Consider the following 21,425-nt stretch of genomic DNA (forward strand, 5'->3'; position numbering starts at 1 on the left):
ACAGTCCCCCAAGCACCATCAGGAGAATAAATGAAGAAAACAGCCATCATATCTGCAGCAGCCATCATCGTAACCACAATGACTGCTCCCCTGGCAAGCTCCTCTACGGCTGTAGTGCACGAAAATCAGACAACTAACTTCATTGAAGACAGTAGGGGTGCCAACAAGGACAAGTTTGACGGAAATACCTTCACCTTCACTTTCGATGAACCAGTAAAGGATGAAAACGGATTTTCCGAAAGATATTTCAATTCGGGTTCCTGTTCAGGAACCTTTGCAGACCCCCGTCTGGAAGCCGATGGGCTCATCGGATATGGACTCAGTGTGTCATGCTCTGGCACCGGATTTCTTCCACTAAGTGCACAGATCACACTCCAAGAAGAGCATTTAGGCACTTGGTATGAAGATGTTGATTCCCCAGGAATCGTTCCCCTTACAGAAGGTGGCTACGGCTTCGTCAGAGGTGAAGCCTACTGTAACCATGACAATTCAGGACATGACTACAGGGTCAAGGCCGTCATTTATGCGGGCAATCACACCGGTCGCGGACGCTCAAGGGAAGTTCACTTGCCGTGCAATCTATAACCCCCGCGTGGGGCTCAAGATCCACTCACAGAGGTCAGCACACGCTCTTTCATATCCCCCGGAATAGCTCTCATCTAGCTGAGACTTCACTTTCCTAAAGAGGGCTTGAACCATTTTCTCCAATTTTTCCTCCGGATAAGCATTAGGAAGCTCATGGAGTGGGACGTTGAGAGAAACCGGAGGATCAGCATGAGTCCAGTAAGACCTCATATCATCAGAAAAGATAAGCAAATCAGTGCCCATAAGGTGAGACTGCAAAACAACATTACCAAAAATAAGTGTTGGCATATTCTTTTGAATCATTAAGAGTCCTTTACCTATGAGTATCGATGAGGTTACGCCCCAAGCCTACAGCTCACCCACCATCCCAATAGGTCACAGACGAAGTTGTGTGTGCTTGCACTGTCCGCCACCGAACAACCCACGCCCAACCCCGGGGTCTGCTGCGCGAATAGGTGACAACTAGTTTGGCTGGTCTTGGTGCTAGCTGGAAGGGAGTTGTTGGGCCTAAGCGATATCCGAAAGAGTTCCGCGATGACGTGGTGCGTGTTGCTGTGGCGCGTGATCCGGGTGTGACGTTGGTTCAGGTGGCCACGGATTTCGGGATTCATGTAGCCACGTTGGATACGTGGCTACATCAAGAACGCCAAGGGGCCGGGGAACAAGAAGGTGTGTGCCGCTCAGAGTCACAGGAATTACGTGATTTGCGGCGTCGGAACCGGCCGCTGGAGCAAGAAAACGAGGTGTTGCGGCGGGCGGCAGCGTATTTGTCGCAGGTAAATCTACCGGGAAAAGGTACTTCCCGCTCGTGAAACAGCTGGCGTTAGAAGGGATTCCTGTGACGTTGACGTGTCGGGCGTTGAAGCTGTGTTGAAGCTGTGCCGGGCCGAGTATTACCGGTGGTTGGCTCAGCCGGTCACCGCATCTGACAGGGGGGCGTGCAGGGCCGTGTGGCAGCTGTGCGTGCAGCTCACGCAAACGACCCGCAGGCCGGCTGCCGGTATCTGCGTGATGAGGTTGAAGTATCTGGGGTGGTGATGTGTGGGCGCGCTGCCTGGCAGTTGTGTTCGGCTCATCAGCCGTGGTCTTCCTGTGGCAGGAAGCGGGGGAAGAACGGGAAGCGTTCCGGCCTGGCGGTCCCTGATGATCTCCGTGCTCATAGTGACGATCACGGCAGGACTCGCCACGATTTCATCGGTGCTGCTCGTTGGGTGAACCAGGTGTGAGTCACCGATATCACCGAACACCCCACCAGGGAAGGGAAACTGTATTGTTGTGGGGTCAAGGACAGGTTGTCGAGCCGGGTCGTCGGCTACTCGGCTGCACCTCATATGAGCTCTGGACTGGTGGTCATCACTCCAAATACAGCGGTTGCTCGCCGTGAGATCAACAGGCACAGTGTCACCGGTTGGGTTGTCCATTTTTGATGGTGGGTCGCAGTTGAGGTCTTGTAGATACCGTTAGATGTTTGGTCGTCGCGGTCTGAAGGGTTCAATGGGTAGAGCCACTGCGGGTGATAACGCAGTGATGGAGTTGTTTTTCTCGTTGCTGCAACGCAAGTGTCTTGAGCCTCAAGATATGGGCCAGCCACGAAGAGCGGACCGTTGCGGTCATGGCCTGGATCGAACACCGCTACCACCGGTGTGTCCGACAAAAACGCCTTGACCGGGTCACACCGATCGAGTGTGAAACGATCAACAGTAAATGCAGCCTTCCAGGCTGCATAGAACTGTCACCTAAACCTGCAGCAGACCCTTACGTCCGGCGCTGGTTTGCCGTTCTATGGTGCGTTGGGGGCGGCTGGGCCTGCCGTTAACGACGTAGCCGCGCACACGGCGGGCCATTGTCAGACGATCACTCATGGGCGGTATCTCTGGTTCACGACCGTCAGCCCCTACGGTCTGGGCCACCATGTACGCGCGTTCGTAAGCGTCGATCAGCAGGTTGTCCTTCATGGGGCTACCCGCACCATGCAGCCGGTGGCCTTCAGCAAGAGCGTGTCTAAACGCTGTTTCATCACGGGCGGCACGTCCAGGAGCTATCCACCGCACCCGTGCCCCGTCGATCAGGTCACTTGCCGCGTCGTCAGCGCTGAGTAGCTCCCGATCTAGGTCCGCCAGCATTCGGCCCTGTGCCGCCGATGCGCGCCCGGCTTCGATACGTTCCCAGCCCGAGCTGTACTGCTTTTCGCCTACGTTTTCGGTGGGTGCTGTGGCCGGTTTCCCGATGATGGTGCGTACCCTTCTGACCATGCTGCCCATGGTGACGACCGTGTGGTGCTGATTGTGCCCACGGTAGGCGGTCATATCGTCGCCTCTGTAGAACGGCCACCGTGATATGCCGTGGGAAACGTGCCGGTCAGCACCAAGGTACTGCGTGAGTTCGGTATGCGGCACGGTGAGAAGACGGCTATTAGGGCTGGTGCGGTTTTTCGAGGTGTAGACCTTCTCGATGTACCAAATCAGCTGGCACTTTCCCGACAACGGGTTAACACCGATCCACGCAGGAGTGAGGCCATAGTAGACAAGCGTTCGCAGCCGGTCAACGACGGTGGGGGCCAGCCTTCTGCTCGATAGGCTGCTCCGTGCAGCGGATGCAGCTCCCAGGTGTCATCTTTTCCCCTGCATAATATTGAAGTGTGTGGCGCCATTCTTGATCGCTACGAGCAGCCCGGTGGCCCAGCATCACCATTTTGTGGCCGGTTGAGTCAATTCGGCTCAATCCGGATGGGCGGGGCTACCGGTTCACTCTGACCAAAGGCATTATTTACTGCTCCCCGGAGACCGGAGCGCATATTATTCCCATCCAAGTTTTCGAGGTTTGGAAAGACCTCAGGTGGGAGGCGGGACCAATGGGGTATCCGATTACGGACCAAGACGGACTCTCTTCCAACCCGATCGAGCGTATGCAGAAGTTCCAGCATGGCGCTACCGTGCAGAAAGCTGTGGGACTGAACGCGGCGGTGTACGGCCGCATCTACGATCGTTGGATCAAGACAGATGGGGTTAACAGTCGCCTCGGCTATCCGATTACAAATGAGTTCGATTGGAGGTCCGATCGGGGACGGATAAACGTCTTCGCCCGGGGAGTGATCGTCTGGTCATCGCCCACGGATGCCCCCGTAATTGATGGTTTTCCGCTGACAGAGTGGATTACTGCCCCCCTCGAGGACGGTAGATTCGGTTTCCCGATCGATGAACCATACGCGGATGGAATCGGCGAGGTTCAGAAGTTTTGAACGCGGTACCGTCAGCATCGCCACTGACGGCAAAAAGTGCACCGAGGCTTTTTGACCTATGAAAACGATATAGAAAAGTTGACAACAGTGTTTCCTGAGGTACTCTTTACGGGAAGCAGTCGGAGAGTAGCTCATCCCGGACCTTCAAAGGGAACCTCGAAGGACATTTTCGCTAGCTCAATAAACATTACAAGCAATTATAGATGGCACGACACAGAAGCGGCGGCGCTCTCCATGATTATTGCACTAAGAGTCCCGATATGCCGCCTGTCGGAAATTTTAATAGCTACAAATCCCTATATCATCAGGATACTTTTGCAATTAATGAGCTATGCCACACACCCCCCTGGCCGTAACTCAGCGGCTATATTGCCCTTGCAAAAACGGGCTGATTGTGACGATGAACTTTATTCAAATCTGAAGAATATTGCCGAAAAGTTTTCCCGTCAATCTTCTGCGTATCCAACACAAAAATTTACTGCGCGTCAATTAGCCACTCAGTATCACGCCGGAGTTGTTTTGTTTCACAAAAAAGCCTATTATCCGGACAGTAACTCGCTCATTAGCCCAGGATTAATTGAGCCCGTATTTTGGCATCACAATCCCAATCATTGGCATTTCTGGAATTACTCGGCAAAAACTTACCCTTGGTAGATGGCAGTTGTGCCGTTGCATGGACTTTCGCATGATTAAGACTTGATTCAGTTTGAAGGAAAGTAATGGCAACTGTGACATGTAGCGGTGTTTCATCGTCCGCGGGCTTCAAGCACTCTGTGCGCGTGCTGGCCGTTGCGCTGGTGTTGGGTGCGTGGCAGATGCTGCTGTTTACGGGATCAACCCCAGAAAAGCGGCGGGCAATCAACGTCGACGACACTTGGTATCGGTACCCGGTTGACGACGTGCACATCACCGCCGGTATGCCGCAGGTTGTTTTCTGTGCTGTTTTCTGTCTCGTGACCTGGCTTGCCGCCACCGGGTTTTCCGTCGTGAAAAACCGGTTCGTCGCCCCTGCTGTGGTTGCGGGTTTCTGGATTGGCCTGTTTGTTGTGCCGTTTATGCTCCTGCAACAAAAAGGAGAGTCGCTGGGGGGACCTTTTGATGGCCTGATCGCCGGCATGTTGTGGCTTGTGCTGCTCGGAGTTACCTCTGGATGGCTGCTTTCCTGGTGGCTGACAATACTGAACGTGGCTGAATCGGCGCTTGTGTTTGCACCAGTTGCGGGATGTGCTTTTGCCTGCAGCCCAGGGCTTGCGGCGAGCGGTACCAACAGCTTGTTCGCGATAGCTGCAGGCCTGTGCGCGATGCTCGGCGCGGGGGCTCGGCACTCAGCACGCTATCCGGTGCTCATCGGCCCGGTGGCATGTGTCGGTTTATGGATGATGTGGCCGGAAACAGTGCTGGCCGGTGCGCCGGAATACACGGCACGGGCTGTGCTGTCGGCGGCTTTTGTGCCGATTGTGTGCGAAGCGGTGTACCGCCGCGAACTGGTGTTGCCGCGTGGATCTTCCCCACAGGTAGGAGACGGCACACATGTGCCGCTGGATAGGGCGGAACTGGATTGGCTGAGTCCACCTCCTAATGCAAGTCGCCGGGAACCGACCAACGGACTCGACCCCCGCGAAGCGGAATTTCGACACGCGAAAGAACGGGGCCTGGCAACAGGATTGGCCGCATACTGGTGGACCGTTATCGCCCTTGCCGCTGTCACTGCCGCAGTTCCGGCAATCCTGATGAGGACACTGTTTGTCCGGGAGAACGAATTCATCGGTGTTGCGCCGACACCGGACGGGGTTCCTTTCTGGTCGGGCACACTGTTTCCGATGGGCGTGCATCAGTCGATCGCTGGCGGAATCGCTGTAGGCGCGCCCATGTCCGACAACAGCGACTGGTTTTTCATTGATCCTGCCGCCCAGGATCCGCTCACGGTTGTCTGCGTGCTGGCGGGACTGACCGGACTTGCTGTCATGATGCGGAAACTCAAGCTCATGAACTTCTTGATGGCCGCCTACAGTGTGACCGTGGCCGGTGGCGCATACATCGGATATGCCACGATTGAGGGCATGGAGAGCGATTTCAGGGTTGAACTGATGCTCGTTGCAAGTCTTGTCATGGGGCTGCTTGTCGTCATCCTCCCAGCGGCTGCAAGCGTCGTTTCCCGTAGCAGCGCGGCACACACGGAAAGCTATGCGCCGAGCAAAAGCCTGGTAGCCTTTGTCGTCTGTCTGGCGGCGGTGCTTGTCGCCGGTACTTCCTCCTGGCTGAGGGCCGGTGTCTTTGACCCGGTGCTCACGGCGTCCGACAAACCGACCGACCTCATCCTCGGGCAGATGTTCACACCGAATCTTGCGTTGGTGATCACCGTGGTTGCGGTGACGGTTGCGGCATCGCTTGGCTGCTGGTGGCTTCTGGGAAGTGTGCGGTGGCAGTGGTGTGTGCTTGTGGCTGTCGCCGGGTTGCTGGCGCTGCAAACCGCCGGGCTATTTACCAGCGGGATACCCGGGTGCGCTGTTGTTGGTGCCGGGGTTGCCGCCTGGGTTGGCGGGGTGATGAACGTAATAAAAATCCCGCGGCAGATCCCCAGGGATCTTGTATCCCGGAAAGCACGCGCACTGTAAGTGCCGTCCGGTCCTACGTCAGCTTTCTGTTTCCACCAAAAACTCTGCCGTCCCGAGCCGATATGATGCTTTCAGAACGGCAGGTGTGCTCATGGTGTTTCTATGCGGACCCACAAGTAGATTTAAAAACAGCCACATCCCCGCAAGGAGCCATTGACTTACGACCCACTACGCCCCCGTTATTAAATGGGACCAAGGACGAGTGTTCATTGCAGACCACAAGCCTTATCTCGCGCCCGATAGTCTCGACGATCTGAAAGGCCCCTACGAGGGAATCTTCATCCTTCCCCATTCAGTCTGTTGGCGAAACGAAGAGGTACGCACCTTTGATGAGACAGTAGACGTAGAACACCGCTGCGCCTCCCGTGACCTGATCTCCGAAGGCACGGACGAACAGTGGCGAGATTTCATCGACAAAGAACTACTGATCCAGGACTTCCCACATTTCTACCTACCCGAGAAAATAGGTCATGCAAAAACTGCACACAATCCGTTTGGCGTGCTTCACATCAAGTGCTGTTTTACTGTCATGTAGCCATAAAACTTAGTGCCACTCCCCAACAATGCTAGTCTAACAGCGAAAATAGGCACTAACCGCCAAAAGCACCACCGCTACATATGCGGTGGTGCTTTTTCCTTAAGGTGGTTAGTCGCTTGTCGGATCGGCGTAGTTTTTGAACAGTATTTCTAGCCGCCGTTCCTCGGTGGTGAACTCGCATGAATCCCCCAGCGCCTTATCCACCACCGCACCACCCCGCCAGACGCTCCCCTCACCACGCTAAAATCAGTCCCCACCGGCCACATATAACCCGTTTTCTCTAGTGCGATGGGACACGGGCGCCGACTGCCGCTACGTCACCCTCACCCAGTACCTCCGACTGCTGGCTGTGGGGCAGCCCGTGGGGACCCGGCTGCACATACCCGCACCATCGATACTCGGGCCGATGCTGCTCACCGTCCTCGCCCACACGCTTCTCGACGACCGGCTCACCCTCACCCTCCCCGGAGCCGTCACCGCAGTCGCGTTCATGGCAATCGGCTGGATGGCCGGCGGGGCACTATCCGTCCCAGCGCTGAAATCCTTCGCCCGGACCCTGCCCGCCACACTGCTGTTCATCACCGCCCTCATCGCCGGCTGCGCCGCCACCGCTCTACTGCTGACCTGGTGGCTCGACATCCCCTACCTCGACGCGTACCTCGCGACCAGCCCCGGCGGACTCGAGACCGTCCTCATCATCGCCGACGAGGCCGACTCCGGGCCCGTCGTCGCCGCGGTCCAGATCATCCGACTGATCGGCGTACTGATCCTCGCAAGCTGGATGCCACAGGTACTACACCGGATCGCACGCGTCCGCCACCGGGACTGAACAGGCTGGACGATAGGCCAGCACCGTATGACCGCCACTGGCCGGGGCGGTTTGCCCACGGGACTCTCGAGACCCACTTCCGCGCCGCAGATCTGCACCCAGCGCGGCGGGCCATCGCCGGACGGTCACGCACCGGAGGCATATCCCCCTAGCGGCCGCGATCCGCTCCCACCCGGATGAGAACTGCGTTTTCGCCAGCTTTGTCGACGGAGCCGGTTTCGTCCGTCCGGGCATCGCCCGTACCTCCTGAATCAGCATTCCCAACCGGTCTATACGCCAATGTTGAGCGTGCCACCGGTAAGCCAGAGCGTCTGGTCCAGTGTAGAGCGGCCAGCGGGACCACCCGTGGGAAAAGTGAACGTCGCCCCGCAGCGCGATCTCCAGTTCCCGCATCGTCTGTTCCAGCAACTTCCAGTTGGAGCTGCTGTGCCCATCGGCCCGGTAGACCGGATCAATCAGCCAGATCGCTTGACTCTTCCCCGATGAGGGGTTGACGCCGATCCACGCCGGGCCTGCCCCGCGCGCGGCGAGCTGTTCGAGTGATCTGCGTGTCACCGTCGCCAGCGCATCGAGGCTTTCCCCGGGACGGCCCGGAGTATCGACATCCATCACGATCACCGCCGCGCGCTGCTTGTGTGTGAGCATCGCGTACTGGCACGCGGCCAGCCCAGCGGAGTCCACGCGGTACGCGCGGGGTGCTTTGCTGCCGTCTTTCTTGGTGACGAATGCCCGGGAGAAATCGCGGCCGCGGCTACCTGGGATCGTGTGGCGGCCGAGATGCCCGATCAGGTGGGTAGCGTCCTCGCGGGTCCATCCAGCCGACCGCAGCGCCGGGGCCGCGCCCAGGTGCTCGGTGACCAGATCGACGGCTGCAGCCAGTGCAGCACTGTGACCAGTGGGGCGGGTGTGGACACCACCCGTGGTTGTGCGCAGGTTACCGTCTGCTGCTAGAGTCATGGGCAAGCTTTCTCCCGACCGCGAATCGGGGGGTAAGCGAGCGTCACACTGGCTGGAACCGGTGTGGCGCTCTTTCATTTGTATGGGTAAGCATACCCGATGATCACCTGCTAACGCGCCTTACCGCCCGCCCCCACAGGTTTGTCACCGTTTGCAGTGACCCGTGCGCTTGGTACGCTGACGGCAGCATTAGATAGCCACCACGGAGCTAGTGCGAGAGATCGAAATAGAAAAGCCCCAGGAGGCTGCCACCTCCTGGAGCTTTTGGGACTAGGTCCCTTGGGTGAATAATTCACCCAATGCGGCCGCTAGTTTTACCAGCCCGGTCAGCAGGTCGATGGTTGCATTCCATCTGCTTTCCGGGCTTTCTTTTTTGCCACCGGGCGTGCCATCGTTTGGCGGTGTATCTTTTGCCATCGTCTGACCACCCTCCCTTGTCTTAGGTACGTTCCCCCGCTGAACCAGCGTGGCCACGCCCCTCGCAAGCGTGCGGGTGTGGCCACGCTGCAACAGGGAAGTTCCGCAATAAGCGGACACCGATAATGATTATTTAGTCAACACCGCAATTATGGCAACCAATACAAGATGCAGAACATAACAGCATTGTTATGTTCTGCATAAAGCGCTGGTGGAACCATTTTCACAGCCCTATCGTGGCTACCGTCCCTGAGGTCATGGACACAACATGTGGGGATGCTCCAACGCTGGGACCACTTAGGTACTCGGCTGCAGTCACACCGAATACGCTGAACGCGCTGGCTGCAGAGATAGACCGAGCAGAACCAGACCCCCAGTTCGGAATGCTTCGCACTGCAATGTCGCCGCGCGAAACACTCGAAGACCTCCGCGCCGTCGACGCCGACCCCGCTGCGATCGAGGCGTTCGAGGCAGGTATTGGACAATCACCCGAATCACCGTCCGCAGCGCTTTCAGAGCAGCACATCGAAAACGGACACGCACACGCCTCCGAAAGCTCCACCACCCAGGAAGCCGCCCCGGCGAATGAACTCTAGGAAGCTACCTAGCCCCGGTCCCGCAGCCTGCCCCGGCTCCCCCTGATTGCAGCAAAATGTATCCTTGTTTATGATGAGGGCAGCACAACGGTATTTCGACAACGAAGTTACTCTTGCCGAGGCACAGGAACAATCAGAGGAAAACAGCGTATCCGCACGTTCGTTAAAGAAGGAATACGGTCCTTGCGTGCTAAACCCCTCTGCCTTGCACATCCGAACAGACCCGAGGCCCGACGGAGATACTGGACCTTATGTCGCCTTCAAACCACAAACTCAGTGCGGAACAAAGAAAGCCCCAATCCGAGTCAGTAGCATCCATCATCATGGAAGAATCATGTATAAGTACTATACTAAGTGGAATCAAGCAGCCGAAAATGATGTAAGCAACACCAACTCTTCCAGCCTCTTACAGAAAAAGCTCGAGGAAAAGTGTGATGGCACGGCGGTAAACACTCTTCTGTGGGGCTCAGTTCAAGGGACAATCGTTTATAATGGGAAGACCTACTACGCCACTGTGAAGCCACCGCAGAAAAAACTTGACTGCCGTGTCCACTAGGAAGAGATCAAACAATGTCAGAAAACCTCGAATAAAAAGGTCTTCAGATGTAGCCCACGTCTTTTATTCCACGTATTATGATGATCCCGAGAATCGTTTCTCCGGATATGTTCTGTGTGTTACAACTGATAGTAACATATCAGAAAAATCTACTTCACACCCCGACCGTTGGATAAAATATCACCATCTACAGAGCGAGCCAATCTACACTTCTTTGCATACTGCAAACAGTGACGGCGAGTCAAGGAAAGTGATTTGGCTGGTCTTGATGGGCCTGCTGTGGCCCATAGAAGAAGATTGGGAGTCCTTTGAACCTACTTGCGTAGGGGCCGCTTGGGATATTGCGACCGCAAAGAGGCTTCAGAACGACGTCGACCAAGGTGGAAATACTGTGGTGATGGGTTTTCCTGACGGTTGGCTCTATGGTCGTGACAAGATTCCACCCGTCGCCTGATCTGATATGACTTAGAAGGTGCGGAACAACCTCAGCTTCAGTCCGCCACGTTATTGCTCTCAAGTGCCCGGTAGATCGTCGAGCGACTGACCCCGAGCACTCTCCCGATCTCTGTCACCGTCATCGTCTTCGCCTCATACAGTGAGCGGGCGGTGGCGGTCTGCTGTGCGGTGAGCTTTCGTGGGCGGCCCCCAACCCGCCCCCGTGCCCTGGCAGCAGCTAAGCCGGCAGTGGTGCGCTCTATCACCAGGTCACGCTCGAACTGCGCCAACGCCGAGAACACATGGAACACCAACCGGCCGCCCGGCGTCGTCGTATCAATCGTCTCCTGCAACGAGACAAACCCAACCCCGCGGGTCTGTAGATCCTCCAACTGATCAATCAGGTGCGGGACTGACCGACCCAGCCGGTCCAATCGCCACACCACCACCGTGTCCCCGGAACGTAGCTTGCCCCATAACCGGTCCAGCTCTGGGCGATGCGCCCGGGACCCGGACCCGACATCGGTGAAGATCTCGCTACAGCCGTGCCGGCTCAGCGCATCGCGTTGCAGACTCGCATCCTGATCCGCTGTTGATACTCGGGCATACCCGAATACTTCACCCATAGAACCCGCTTTCGTGTGCCCAGGTGTCCGAAACTCGTCGCGGACAAGTCTAGTGACACCTTGATTCTGACACAGTGTTCTGAGACAACGCGACCTGCAATGGCACGCTCCGGTACCGATGTGCAACCTGGTGTGTCATAAACGATCGTCTAATGCAACAACCACCAGGCGGGCTTAGTAGTTGCACAAAGTACGGAATAATACCCCCCCCATAACCCCCCCCCCGGAAACCATGCCTACGCGGAATGAGTAAGGCCCCCAGGAAAATCAAAACCTGGGGGCCTTTACCTTTTTACGACGGTTTTTGTTCCTTACCGACATTCCACAGCAAATACGTGACCATTGCTGCGCCGACACTACCGGCAACGAGTCGGTATCCGGAAAACCATAATACTCCTTCAATTACGGCTACAACAAGCATGAATGTCAGAAACAGAAACAACTTCTGATTTTTAGAAAGACGGTCCACAGTTCTCCTTTCTGAATTCCGTTCCACTCAAGACCACAGGGACTGACGTCACCATGCACAAGGGAAACATGTGCATGACCTAACCAAACTGTCCGGTTAGACAGTTCATCCCCTAATAGAAATATATTCCGGGGAAACATTTTGCGTCGGCAAGAGTCCCCACATGGGGGTATTTAGAGATAGGCCCCCAGTCTGCTACACCCACCAAGTACACAGTCACGACAGCAACGCCGACACGGCGATAACCTGCACGTTTTACGGTAGAATCAGCCGCCTACCGGAGTTTTACGTTCAAGGAGCCCCGCACCATGCCCCGATTCGCACCGGTCACCGTCCGGCCGGACGGCAGGGTCTTCATCGGCGACCACAAGCCCTACGTCGCCCCCGACAGCCTCGATGAGCTGCGCGGCCCATCGGAGGGCATCTTCGTGCTCCCCCACTCGGTCCGCTGGCTCAACGAGAAAGCACGCACCACCGACGTCACGAACAAGATCCGTCGGCGCTGCGCGTACCGTGATCTGCTCGCGGAGGGAACCTACGAGCAACAGTGCGAGTTCATCAACCGCGACCTGCTCATCCGCGACTTCCCCCACCTTCCGCTCCCCCGGAGAGTGACCAAGCTCTGGACAGACGCCTTCCCCGAGCTGGTATCTGGTGGATAGGCTTCTCGCAGAACAGCGAACAATCACCCGGCTCTGCCTGGAGGTCGCCGCCGACAATGGCTTCGTTCTCGCTGGTGCGGGCGCGCTCCGGGAGCACGGCATCACCAACCGACCGACCGAAGACGTTGACCTTTTCAGTGTCATGGACAAGATCGACTCTTTCGGTGAATCCATCGCGGCGATCGAACAGCAGCTAACCAAGCACGGCTACACCGTCGAACACGGACGCACCACCCCGACGTTCGCTCACATGGATATAGCTACCCCCTACGGGAGAATCGGCCTCGATGCGGGGCTAGATTGGCGGGCCAACGACCCGGTACATCTCCAACTCGGCCCGGTCCTCGACATCGAGGACGTGGTGGCCAGCAAGCTCATCGCTCTGGAAGGTCGCAGGACCAGCAGGGATTATCTGGACGTCGATGCCATCCTGCGCTCCGGGCGGTTCACCGGGGAACAGCTTCTCACGATGGCTGAGAACAGAGACTCCGGATTCAACAGGGAGTTCTTCTCCCAAGCACTCCGCGATACAACATGGCAGGAACTCTCCACAGAAGAAATCGAGATGTACGAACTAGATGGAGCGTATCTTGACGCTGTCACCCACAACCTGACGGCCTGGGCTGACCAGATCGACAACCCCCACCAAGGGAACACCTCTCTACTAACCGTCTTGTACGACGATCACACGACCTGGACCCCGAACAAAACCACCAGCGCCACACGCGACACCACCAGCACCCAGCCCTCCGCCCCGGTCAACGAAGACTCCTCCGAACAGCAGCTATAGCCCGCTGTCTCACAACTCGGGACCGGTGTCCTGGTCTAGGTGGCGTACCGGGTTACTTATCCCAGGCCCGATTCGGGTTACTCGCCGTGTTGATTCCTCGGCCGACCTGGTCTTCGCCGCGGCATCGGTGTTCGCCTTCGCCACCAGCGCCACCGCATCCGGGTCCCCAGTGAGATTCACAACGTGCGTATCACCAGGTACATGCAGCCGCTCATCCCACCGCGTATCGGTGAGATCCATCGCCCTCCACACTGTCTTGTTCAGCGTGGCCCCCACGAAGCTCGCGCCTGTGGCGTCGATGTTTCGGAACGTCGCCCGCACAATATCAGTGCCCTCCATCGTGGCCCCGCGCATCGGACAACCAACAATATCGACCGGGAACGGTGACGTGTAGGACCCGAGTGTCGCGCCGGTGAAGTCAGAACCATCGAGTGTGCAGTTGATAAACCGCACGCGGTCGAACGACGCGCGACTGAAGTCCACGCCGGTGAGATCGCAGTCGCGGAACACCACATTGGAAAACGAACAGTCGGCAAACGACGTGGCGGTGAGATCGCAGTCGGTGAACCGCGCCCCGGAATACTGCCGGGTTGTTGCTTGCATCCCGGACCACGCAGCGCCGGTGATCTCCTGGCCGTCGCCCACAACCGGCATCGGTTCGCGCACCGTTGCCGACTGTTCACCCAACTGCGCGTAGGTGGCTTCCACCCACTGTGCCAGTTCGTTGTCCTGCCCGACGAACCTCACCGGCGGGGCCTGGAGTGGGTGTTCATCGGTGCTAGTTTCGCGCTTTGTGCTGTGGCCGTAGGCAGTGGAAAACAGTCGAGTGAGATCATCCGAGGCAAGTACACCAGCGACCGGGATTGACACCTCGCGGGGGTCTTTTCCAGCTTTCAGTGCGTTCTTCCAGATCGCCCGCAGCACGCCTTCAGCGTCCTGGTCGATGATCTTTTCCACCGCTTCGGTGGGCAGATTGTCGATGGTTTCGGGCAGATAGGTATCGATGAACTGATCCATCAGTAGATCAACACCGTGGTCGTAAAGCTCGCGGAGTCGGGCAGGTGAGTGCCCGATAGTGACCTGCTTTCTATGCTCATCAATCGCGGTCGTTGCATCAGCAGAGGTACCGACCGCACGCTCAAGAACCGCCAGTGCAGTTGGTGCTTGATCGTTGCCAGCCATGTGGAAGTGGGGGTCTTCGGCGTCGAGATCGAACTGCAGATCGGTAACAACGTAGGACCGGTTTTCCATCTTCCCGCGCGTCAACGCGACGTAGAGCGCTTCGCGGCGGACGGTCATATCGACCAGACTGTGGCACACATCAACGCTCGCGCCCTGGGCGCGATGCACGGTTGAGGCGTAGCCGAGATGAACGTTATCGGCGGCGTAGTCGGCAGGAATACGTACCCGCGCGTTGGTTTTCAGGTCACGAACGTCGAGTTGTCCATCAGCAGACGGTCCGATCACAGTAAACATCTGGCCGTTGATCACCCGCCCACCGCCGGGAAGGTAGGCGTTTTTCCGGGTGATAACGATGTCGCCGGGTGAGACACGATCGCCTCGTGCGACCTCCATTTCGACGGAGGTATCGACCAGTCCTTGTTCGATGCGTACCGCGCGGATCATCTCGTTTGCGGCGTCAACATCAGCGTTCGACGGTGCGATCACCAGTGAGGTTCGACCCGCATCAATGTCGGTCAGATAGCTGTCAACGGCTGTGGTCAGCATCGTCTCGCGTGTGCCATCTTTGACCCATCCGCGCTCGAAGTAGAGTCCGAGTCCAGTGGTGTCCCCGGCTCGAATCTTCATCGAGGCTTCACCTTGTGCGGTGTCAGCTCCCCGCGAAAACCGCATGATTTCGGTCAACGATGCCGCCCCGGCCCGCTGGCACAGCGTCTTAAACAGCCCACCGGAACCAATCGCCGAGAGCTGGTAAGGATCGCCGATCAAGCGCACGACAGCTCCTGCTTCACGCGCTATATCGACCAACGCACCGAGGTTGGTTGTCGAGGCCATACCGGCCTCATCGACCAGCAACATATCACCGGGATTGATCTCTACCGGTAGCTCACCTAGATCACCTCCGCGACGATCCGGGTGCTTACCAAGCCAGGTAAACACCAGCTTGTCGATCGTCATTGCTTCGGCCCCGATTTCTTCTTCGAGCACCTGCGCGGCCGCGGCAGACGGTGCAAGGCCAATGACTTTCCGCCCCTCGGCGGCCCACACATCAGCAACGATCTGCATGGACGTGGTCTTACCGGTACCTGCCGGACCAACACCAGATGCCACCAGCGTTCCGGCGTTGAGCAGATGCTCCGCTAGTTCCTTCTGCCCGGCGTTGAGGGCGAAACCACTGGCTCGCTCGTGGTCATTAAGCGCCTGGGCGAGAGTGGCGTTCCGGGCGAAAACCGCGACCGGTTCAGCACAGGCGTTGAGTACCTTGCGCTCGGTTTCGATGACCTCCTCAGTGGTGAACCGCTCGGCACCCAGCAACCGATCGACACCATAATCACGGGCGTTGACAAGCACGAACGGCAGGGTCAACTGCTCGTCCGGGGTCAGTGAAACCGCCTTGTCCAACGCCACAGTGATGATCTGCTCCCGGGCACGATCAAGCTCATCAACGCTTGAAAACCGCCAGCCTTTCAACGCCGTCGAGCACGCGGTACGCACATGATGCTCACCGAAGTTCGCGCGCTTTTCCGAGACCGCTTCAATGATCTCCCCGGCGATCGTCTCCACGTTCTCGCGCCAGTTCTCCGCGTCGAAGATGCGCCCCTGAACACCCGGTTTTTCGTCACCGACGATACTTCGCACGGCTGCAAGGTAGTCGGTTCCACCGTCCATCTCGGACACCACCTGCGCCCATTCGCGGCGCAAGGTATCCAACGATTCCGCAGGTTTCTTCGCGTCCCGTGTAGTCAGGATCGCTTCTTGCCAGAACCGTTTCTTGGTCAGTTTGTCCGGCTGGCGACCGTGGTTCCGTATGTAGTCAGCGACGAGTTGATCGAACACCGGCTCGGCGTTGGTGCGCCGCTGCGAGAACTGTTCGACCACCTCCTGCGGCACTCCCTTGACCTCCCACACGCCCTGGGTGTTGCCCTTGCGGGGGCGTTCCTCGAACTCAATTCCGAGTTCTTCGCTAAGAATCTGGTTGAGCACCGCGTCGTAGTGCGCGCTGATTGCCTGGTGATGGGTAAACAGTGTCCGGCCGTCAAGGGTGCGCCACTTGCCGTCTTTTCCCTGAACCTTGTTCGAGATAAGGACATGCGAGTGCAGGTCTGGATCACCGGCGCGGGTATCGAAATGAGTGAACTCCGATGCCACAAGCCCTTGGGTTTCCACCTGCGCTATACCTGCTTTTCCCATGCGGGTACGAACGATGTTGGCCTCGGCCCACGCGAGCGCTTCGGCCACCGCACGGTGGTGACAGCGGGCGATCTTCGTGGCTGTTTCTTCATCCGCCAGCGCCCACACCACGGAGATGCTTTTCACCGGGGAGAACGTGAAATCGTAGGCAGATACCGCCTGTTTGACCTGTTCCTGCTGCTTGTTCACCCACGCAATGACGTCCTTGTCGGCGGCGTTGTCGTAGCCGGTTTCCTGGACGTAAAAGGGCCGTCCGATCGTTGCCGCCATCTCGGAGCGCTCGACGGTACTTGGCAGTCTCTTGGTGTTTTTGGTGAACTCCTGCTCGGCGTCCCGGAGCGCGTCGAGCACGGGAATGGCGTTGGTGTAGACGGGGAACTTGCCTCCGAGTTTGCACTCCGCAAGCGGTGTTCCAGCGGCGATCTTCGCGTCGGTATCGGGGTGCATTCCGACCCCGTAGAGCGAGGCCATCTGATCGGCTTCGATCGTCGCCCCGGCCACGATCGTCTCGGTGTTGAACCCTGCCAGCCCGGACCCGAACCACCGGCCGGGCGGGGTGCCTTTGGCTTGGTAGTAGTTCGCCAGCGACCCGGTGTCGGTGGTCTTGTCGTGTGCGTCGTTGGTCGCAACAGAGCGGAGCAGGTACTGGTATCCAGCACCTGCGTGGACCGCTCGGAGACTCATCACGGGGTGAGTCTACCGCGTTTTTCTACCCGACCACTAAAAGTGCATACTGTGTATTGATTCTTTACTGTTAAACGTAGTCAGGTGTCGCAGAAAAGCTATCGACGTGATGGTTGGGAGGATATGGATAAGGCCCATTGCTTGGAGCAATGGGCCTTATGTGAATCTGGTTGGTTTATCTGTGGATTTGTCCGGGGTATCCGAGTGATCCCTCGAAGTTGCGGCCGAGATGATCGGCGGCACGGCCAGCGGTGTTCGCTGCTCCAGGAACCGCGCGCCCCGCAGCCCCCACGCCGCTGGCGGCACCGCGCACCGCGCCCCCGGCCATCGCCTTGGCACCCATTGCGGTGAGCTGTGCCGCGGTCAGAATCCGCGGCCGTCCGCCTCCTCCCTGCGGAGCAGCCCCCACATTGCCGCCGCCACCTCCACTACCGGAGGGGATCGCTCCCTGCCCACGGCGCGCGCCACCACCACCGGCACCGCTCGCGCCACCGCCGCCACCACCCGAGGCAGACAGTGGTGCGCCCGCCGCTCCACCAGCTCCACCCCCGAGTGCGGCCGCCGCCTGGCCCGGGGCACCACCAGCGGCCCCGCCTATCTTCGATCCCATCGCCGCGCCAGCCATACCGCCAGCCATACCGCCGAGCGCAACTCCGGTCGCCCTGGCACCCATACCGACCATGCTCGCCGCACCGGTCAACGCACCGGAGGCGTTACCGCCACCGGCCTGCGCCACTGCAGGCACGATCGAGCGCACCAGCGCCGGGGCAACGAACCCGGCAAGACCAATCATCAGCGCGTTAATCACCGCCGTGTCGATCCCCCCCGAGAGAGCCGTCGGTGCCCGTTCGACTGACGTTCCACAGCACCACCGCGTACAGCAACGCCGAGACCGGCTTGAACGCGATCGCCGCGATCATGTACGCCACCAGATGGTTCAGGCCGTTGCGTCCGGTGTCGGTGAAGCTCAACGCCGCGAACAGCGGCGCAAGACCAACCGCCAGCGGCAGGACCAGGACACGAATAACGAGGGCGACAAGCTGCATCACGGACCCGGCGAGACTGATACCGGCCAGCAGCAGCATCACCACAGGTCCATAGGGCGTGCCTTCCAGGCTCGTCAGGTTGACGAACGTCTCTGGACTCGTCGCCCCGAACTGCTTCATGATCTCATCGGCGACGATGTCACTGGCCATCAGCGCCCCGGGCACGATCACCGGGATACACGCGGAGAAAATCAGCCAGCGGCCGATCACCTCGCCCATGTCCTCCAGGCCGTCCTGGAGTCCAGACCGGCGCGAAGCCGCAAGCCGCGCGCCGCCGACGATGAACGACGCGATCAGCGCGAACCCGGCGACCGCGAGGACGATGTTGCGCACACCTTCGATGTTCTCGCCGAGATCTGCGCCTCCGAGACTCGTTGATGAGTACGACATCCAGAACGTCATCACCGACTGCATGGTCTCGGTGTTGCCCTCCATCAGGGCGCGGGTGAACTTACCGATCGGGTCATTCCAGAATCCCGATACCTTGTCCTTCGCACCCTTCACGGCATCCACCGGATGCGCAGCAGCAGCAAGTGCACCGCATTCAACGTAACGGAGCCCTTTGGTTATATTCCCTGCTAATCCACCCTTGTTAGCAATATCTTCGCCTTGGATGAACGTGTCTGCTTTCCCCATGAACTCCTCGCAGCTCTCCATCGTTGCTGCGAACTTCTCCCCGTTCTTGACTGGAGCGGCGTCCTGGGCGAGCGCGGGTGAGACGGCGATCAGCAGGGCCATGACTACAGCGGCAACCGCCGCCAGTGACCGATTGATAGTGCTCACTGGGCATTCACCTTGACCCACCCGTCGAGACTGTAGATCGTCGGCTGCTCAGTGCGCTCTCCGTCGAGATCATCACCGATTACTTCCCACATGCCGTTGGCCCACCTCATCGGCAGTCGGAAAACGATCCAGCTTTCGCTGCCGACATTCTTATATGCCAGGTGAGCAACGACGATATTGCTGCTGCACGTCTCAATCTTGAACCCGTTCATACCGGGCAGTGGAGCGTGATGAGGGCCTGCTGTCTTTGCTCCGAGTTCAACGCGCTCGGCGGCATCGGGCGTATGGATGTGATCCCGCCAGTATTCAAACGCGAGCTGGTCATAATAGGTAGTAGCCATTGTCGCGGTGTTGCTGGCTGCGACGGCTGCGCCGACCGCGGAGTGCGCGTAGCCGGTTGGTACGAGGTGATCGAAGTTCGTCGGCCCGTCGTGTTCAGAGACCAGCATGAACCGGCCGTGCACGTACTGCTGCTGCGCGTTCACGACGCCCGGGAGGGAACAGTCCATCTCCTCGCGTGGCTCAAACTCGCCGAACGGTTCACCGTTGACAGCGTGCGGTGTGTAGACGGGATTACCGTTCCAATCAACGACGTACTCACCGACCTGGTACTGACTATCGTCAAAGAACTCGCGGGGGAAGTGCCGCTGCTCCGGATCAAACTCATCAGGTCCGGGGATAGCCAAAGTTGAACTCTCGACACTCCCTGTTTCTTTCCCATCACCGTTTTCGCCCCTACTGACAAAGTAGACAGCGATGATTATCGCAATCACCAGCACCACCAACACGATTGCTACCCTATTTACTTTCATGGTTACAGCACCTTTCCAGAGCTCACAGCCAATATTTCCCAAAATAAAACCAGATAACATAATCATGTTACCGCACTTGAACAGGATCACGCTTTTGCGTTATACCGCTATACCATAAGTGGTAATAGTGTTTTTATTTTCTAACGTTGTTATGTTGTTATGTAACAACGTTCCAAAGTGGACAGAGAGCATAATGGGCACGGAGCAGATCCAATTAGCATCGCAATATAAAGACCCCTAGACGCATTAGATGCCTAGGGGTCTTTATGTTGTAGCGCTGTTAAGTTATACCATTATCGCTTCTCTATGGCCTATCTCCAATAGCGACGCCCTCAGACTCAAGATGCTCGACCAGCAGGCGTTCAACCAGTCCGCTAAGACTCATGCCGTTGCCAACCGTGTATAACCGGGCAGCGCGGTGAACGTCGACCGGAAGGTATACCGTTGTACGCTTTCCCGGTTCAGGTTTTTCAGGAGCCACAAAGGTATCGGCGACCGCCGCTTTTTTCTCACCTTTTTTCGTCCTCATCGTGTCTTTCAGTGCCATTTCAGTGCCTCACTTATCTCGTCATAAACCTCGCCATAGCCTGCAAGATCAGCAGGAGTAGTACCCCAAGCCTGTTTGAACGCCTCTTTGTGTCGAATGAAATTCTCCGCGACCGGTACTCCCTGTTCTTCAAACAGCTCACGTAGCTCGGCAACCAGCCGTGCCCGAGTGTTGATCTGCGTCAGCAACACCACAGTGGGAAGATGGCTTGTCACCTCCAACGTCGGCCATACCCGTTCCAGATCCATTGGCGATGCAGCAGTAGGAACGATCGCAACGTCCACGCAGTCAAGAACTTCCTGGAGAACATCAGCTTGCCCCGGCGGAGTATCAATGAGGATCAGCTCGCCAGACTTTGCCCGCGGCGCCCCACTGTATGGTTCCACCGCAAATGGAAGTGGATGGCCCGCCCTAACCGCTGCGCTAGCCCACATCGTCGCCGAGGCTTGCGGATCAGCATCAACCAATCTCACAGGTACTCCACGACGATGCGCCGCCAACGCCAGATAGAGCGAGGTCGTGGTCTTGCCCACGCCGCCCTTAGTATGCACAACTCCCCATAACATAACCGCATTCTAACGTAACCACTCCCTAACATGAGAATGCATCACGCAAAACATTCGGGAGAAAGCAACTACGGGGCAAGCCAGTCCGAGGACTGGCGCGGCAGCACGATGCAAATTAGAACATCCGCAGCACAAGCCGCTTAGGGCTCTCCCCGCTTCCCTGCTTCAGCGGAACCGGAGAGACCTGTTTATGTCGCACCGCTCCACGGAGAGACAGGCATCAGAAGGATTCTGGGACGAGACATCATCCGCTAGAGCGGAGGGGAACCGTATACCGCTGACGGCATTATGCTTTTTTCGGG

General features: G+C 57.9%; 20 protein-coding genes. 10 read left to right on the forward strand and 10 right to left on the reverse strand.

The window, feature by feature from the left end; all coding sequences use genetic code 11:
• Positions 1–30: 30 nt before the first annotated feature.
• Positions 31–585: a hypothetical protein gene (locus tag JDV76_RS12440; RefSeq protein ID WP_232958713.1), complete on the forward strand. Its 555-nt coding sequence runs from the start codon at positions 31–33 to the stop codon at positions 583–585.
• A 455-nt stretch (positions 586–1,040) separates the two neighbouring features.
• On the forward strand, positions 1,041–1,397 hold the full coding sequence (locus JDV76_RS12990; RefSeq protein ID WP_418884415.1) for a transposase: 357 nt from the start codon (positions 1,041–1,043) through the stop codon (positions 1,395–1,397).
• A gap of 924 nt (positions 1,398–2,321) precedes the next feature.
• Here JDV76_RS12990 and JDV76_RS01920 read toward each other — a convergent pair.
• Positions 2,322–3,191: a replication initiation protein gene (locus JDV76_RS01920; protein WP_336244238.1), complete on the reverse strand. Its 870-nt coding sequence runs from the start codon at positions 3,189–3,191 to the stop codon at positions 2,322–2,324.
• A gap of 86 nt (positions 3,192–3,277) precedes the next feature.
• On the opposite strand from JDV76_RS01920, the gene JDV76_RS12445 reads away from it, so the two are divergent.
• From JDV76_RS12445 to JDV76_RS01945, 5 genes are all read left to right on the forward strand, one after another.
• Entirely contained in the window at positions 3,278–3,823 is a 546-nt protein-coding gene (locus JDV76_RS12445; RefSeq protein ID WP_198735162.1) for an LGFP repeat-containing protein, read from the forward strand.
• A gap of 234 nt (positions 3,824–4,057) precedes the next feature.
• Positions 4,058–4,477, forward strand: a complete 420-nt coding sequence (locus JDV76_RS01930; protein ID WP_198735163.1) for a hypothetical protein — start codon at positions 4,058–4,060, stop codon at positions 4,475–4,477.
• A 65-nt stretch (positions 4,478–4,542) separates the two neighbouring features.
• Positions 4,543–6,438 (forward strand): hypothetical protein, encoded by a 1,896-nt coding sequence (locus tag JDV76_RS01935; protein ID WP_198735164.1) that lies wholly within the window; start codon positions 4,543–4,545, stop codon positions 6,436–6,438.
• A gap of 202 nt (positions 6,439–6,640) precedes the next feature.
• The gene (locus JDV76_RS01940; protein WP_198735165.1) at positions 6,641–6,973 is read left to right on the forward strand and encodes a hypothetical protein; all 333 of its coding nucleotides are present in this window, start codon (positions 6,641–6,643) and stop codon (positions 6,971–6,973) included.
• Positions 6,974–7,259: 286 nt separating this feature from the next.
• Positions 7,260–7,805 (forward strand): AbrB family transcriptional regulator, encoded by a 546-nt coding sequence (locus JDV76_RS01945; RefSeq protein ID WP_198735166.1) that lies wholly within the window; start codon positions 7,260–7,262, stop codon positions 7,803–7,805.
• Here JDV76_RS01945 and JDV76_RS01950 read toward each other — a convergent pair.
• Complete coding sequence (locus JDV76_RS01950; RefSeq protein WP_198735167.1) at positions 7,770–8,762, reverse strand: replication initiation protein; 993 nt, start codon at positions 8,760–8,762, stop codon at positions 7,770–7,772. The two genes, JDV76_RS01945 and JDV76_RS01950, sit on opposite strands and share 36 nt — an antisense overlap.
• Positions 8,763–9,032: 270 nt before the next feature.
• On the reverse strand, positions 9,033–9,179 hold the full coding sequence (locus JDV76_RS01955; protein ID WP_198735168.1) for a hypothetical protein: 147 nt from the start codon (positions 9,177–9,179) through the stop codon (positions 9,033–9,035).
• Between the two features lie 398 nt (positions 9,180–9,577).
• Here JDV76_RS01955 and JDV76_RS01960 point away from each other — a divergent pair, with 398 nt between their 5' ends.
• Entirely contained in the window at positions 9,578–9,775 is a 198-nt protein-coding gene (locus JDV76_RS01960) for a hypothetical protein (protein ID WP_198735169.1), read from the forward strand.
• Positions 9,776–10,822: 1,047 nt separating this feature from the next.
• Here the strand turns inward: JDV76_RS01960 and JDV76_RS01965 are convergent.
• Positions 10,823–11,392, reverse strand: coding sequence for a recombinase family protein (locus JDV76_RS01965; protein ID WP_198735170.1), 570 nt, complete (start codon positions 11,390–11,392; stop codon positions 10,823–10,825).
• 777 nt (positions 11,393–12,169) lie between these two features.
• Here JDV76_RS01965 and JDV76_RS01970 point away from each other — a divergent pair.
• On the forward strand, positions 12,170–12,523 hold the full coding sequence (locus tag JDV76_RS01970; RefSeq protein WP_198735171.1) for a hypothetical protein: 354 nt from the start codon (positions 12,170–12,172) through the stop codon (positions 12,521–12,523).
• Positions 12,516–13,313, forward strand: a complete 798-nt coding sequence (locus tag JDV76_RS01975) for a nucleotidyl transferase AbiEii/AbiGii toxin family protein (protein WP_198735172.1) — start codon at positions 12,516–12,518, stop codon at positions 13,311–13,313. Before JDV76_RS01970 ends, JDV76_RS01975 begins: the two co-directional genes overlap by 8 nt.
• Positions 13,314–13,322: 9 nt before the next feature.
• Here JDV76_RS01975 and mobF read toward each other — a convergent pair whose 3' ends face one another.
• The 6 genes from mobF to JDV76_RS02005 all read right to left on the reverse strand — a co-directional run bounded on the left by mobF (position 13,323) and on the right by JDV76_RS02005 (position 21,123).
• Positions 13,323–17,369, reverse strand: coding sequence for a MobF family relaxase (gene mobF, locus JDV76_RS01980; RefSeq protein WP_232958787.1), 4,047 nt, complete (start codon positions 17,367–17,369; stop codon positions 13,323–13,325).
• Positions 17,370–17,544: 175 nt separating this feature from the next.
• Positions 17,545–18,177 (reverse strand): hypothetical protein, encoded by a 633-nt coding sequence (locus JDV76_RS01985; protein WP_198735174.1) that lies wholly within the window; start codon positions 18,175–18,177, stop codon positions 17,545–17,547.
• Positions 18,170–19,198 carry a hypothetical protein gene (locus JDV76_RS01990; protein ID WP_198735175.1) on the reverse strand — a complete coding sequence of 343 codons (1,029 nt, stop codon included), beginning with the start codon at positions 19,196–19,198 and terminating at the stop codon, positions 18,170–18,172. Before JDV76_RS01990 ends, JDV76_RS01985 begins: the two co-directional genes overlap by 8 nt.
• Positions 19,195–20,100, reverse strand: a complete 906-nt coding sequence (locus tag JDV76_RS01995; protein WP_198735176.1) for a DUF8175 domain-containg protein — start codon at positions 20,098–20,100, stop codon at positions 19,195–19,197. Before JDV76_RS01995 ends, JDV76_RS01990 begins: the two co-directional genes overlap by 4 nt.
• Before the next feature lie 214 nt (positions 20,101–20,314).
• On the reverse strand, positions 20,315–20,557 hold the full coding sequence (locus tag JDV76_RS02000) for a hypothetical protein (protein ID WP_198735177.1): 243 nt from the start codon (positions 20,555–20,557) through the stop codon (positions 20,315–20,317).
• A complete protein-coding gene (locus tag JDV76_RS02005; RefSeq protein WP_198735178.1) occupies positions 20,548–21,123 on the reverse strand; it encodes a ParA family protein in 576 nt (191 codons plus the stop codon). The genes JDV76_RS02000 and JDV76_RS02005 overlap by 10 nt, the downstream gene beginning before the upstream one ends.
• Between the last annotated feature and the right edge of the window lie 302 nt (positions 21,124–21,425).

It is taken from the genome of Corynebacterium marambiense, assembly GCF_016342275.1.
GTDB classification, from domain to species: domain Bacteria; phylum Actinomycetota; class Actinomycetes; order Mycobacteriales; family Mycobacteriaceae; genus Corynebacterium; species Corynebacterium marambiense.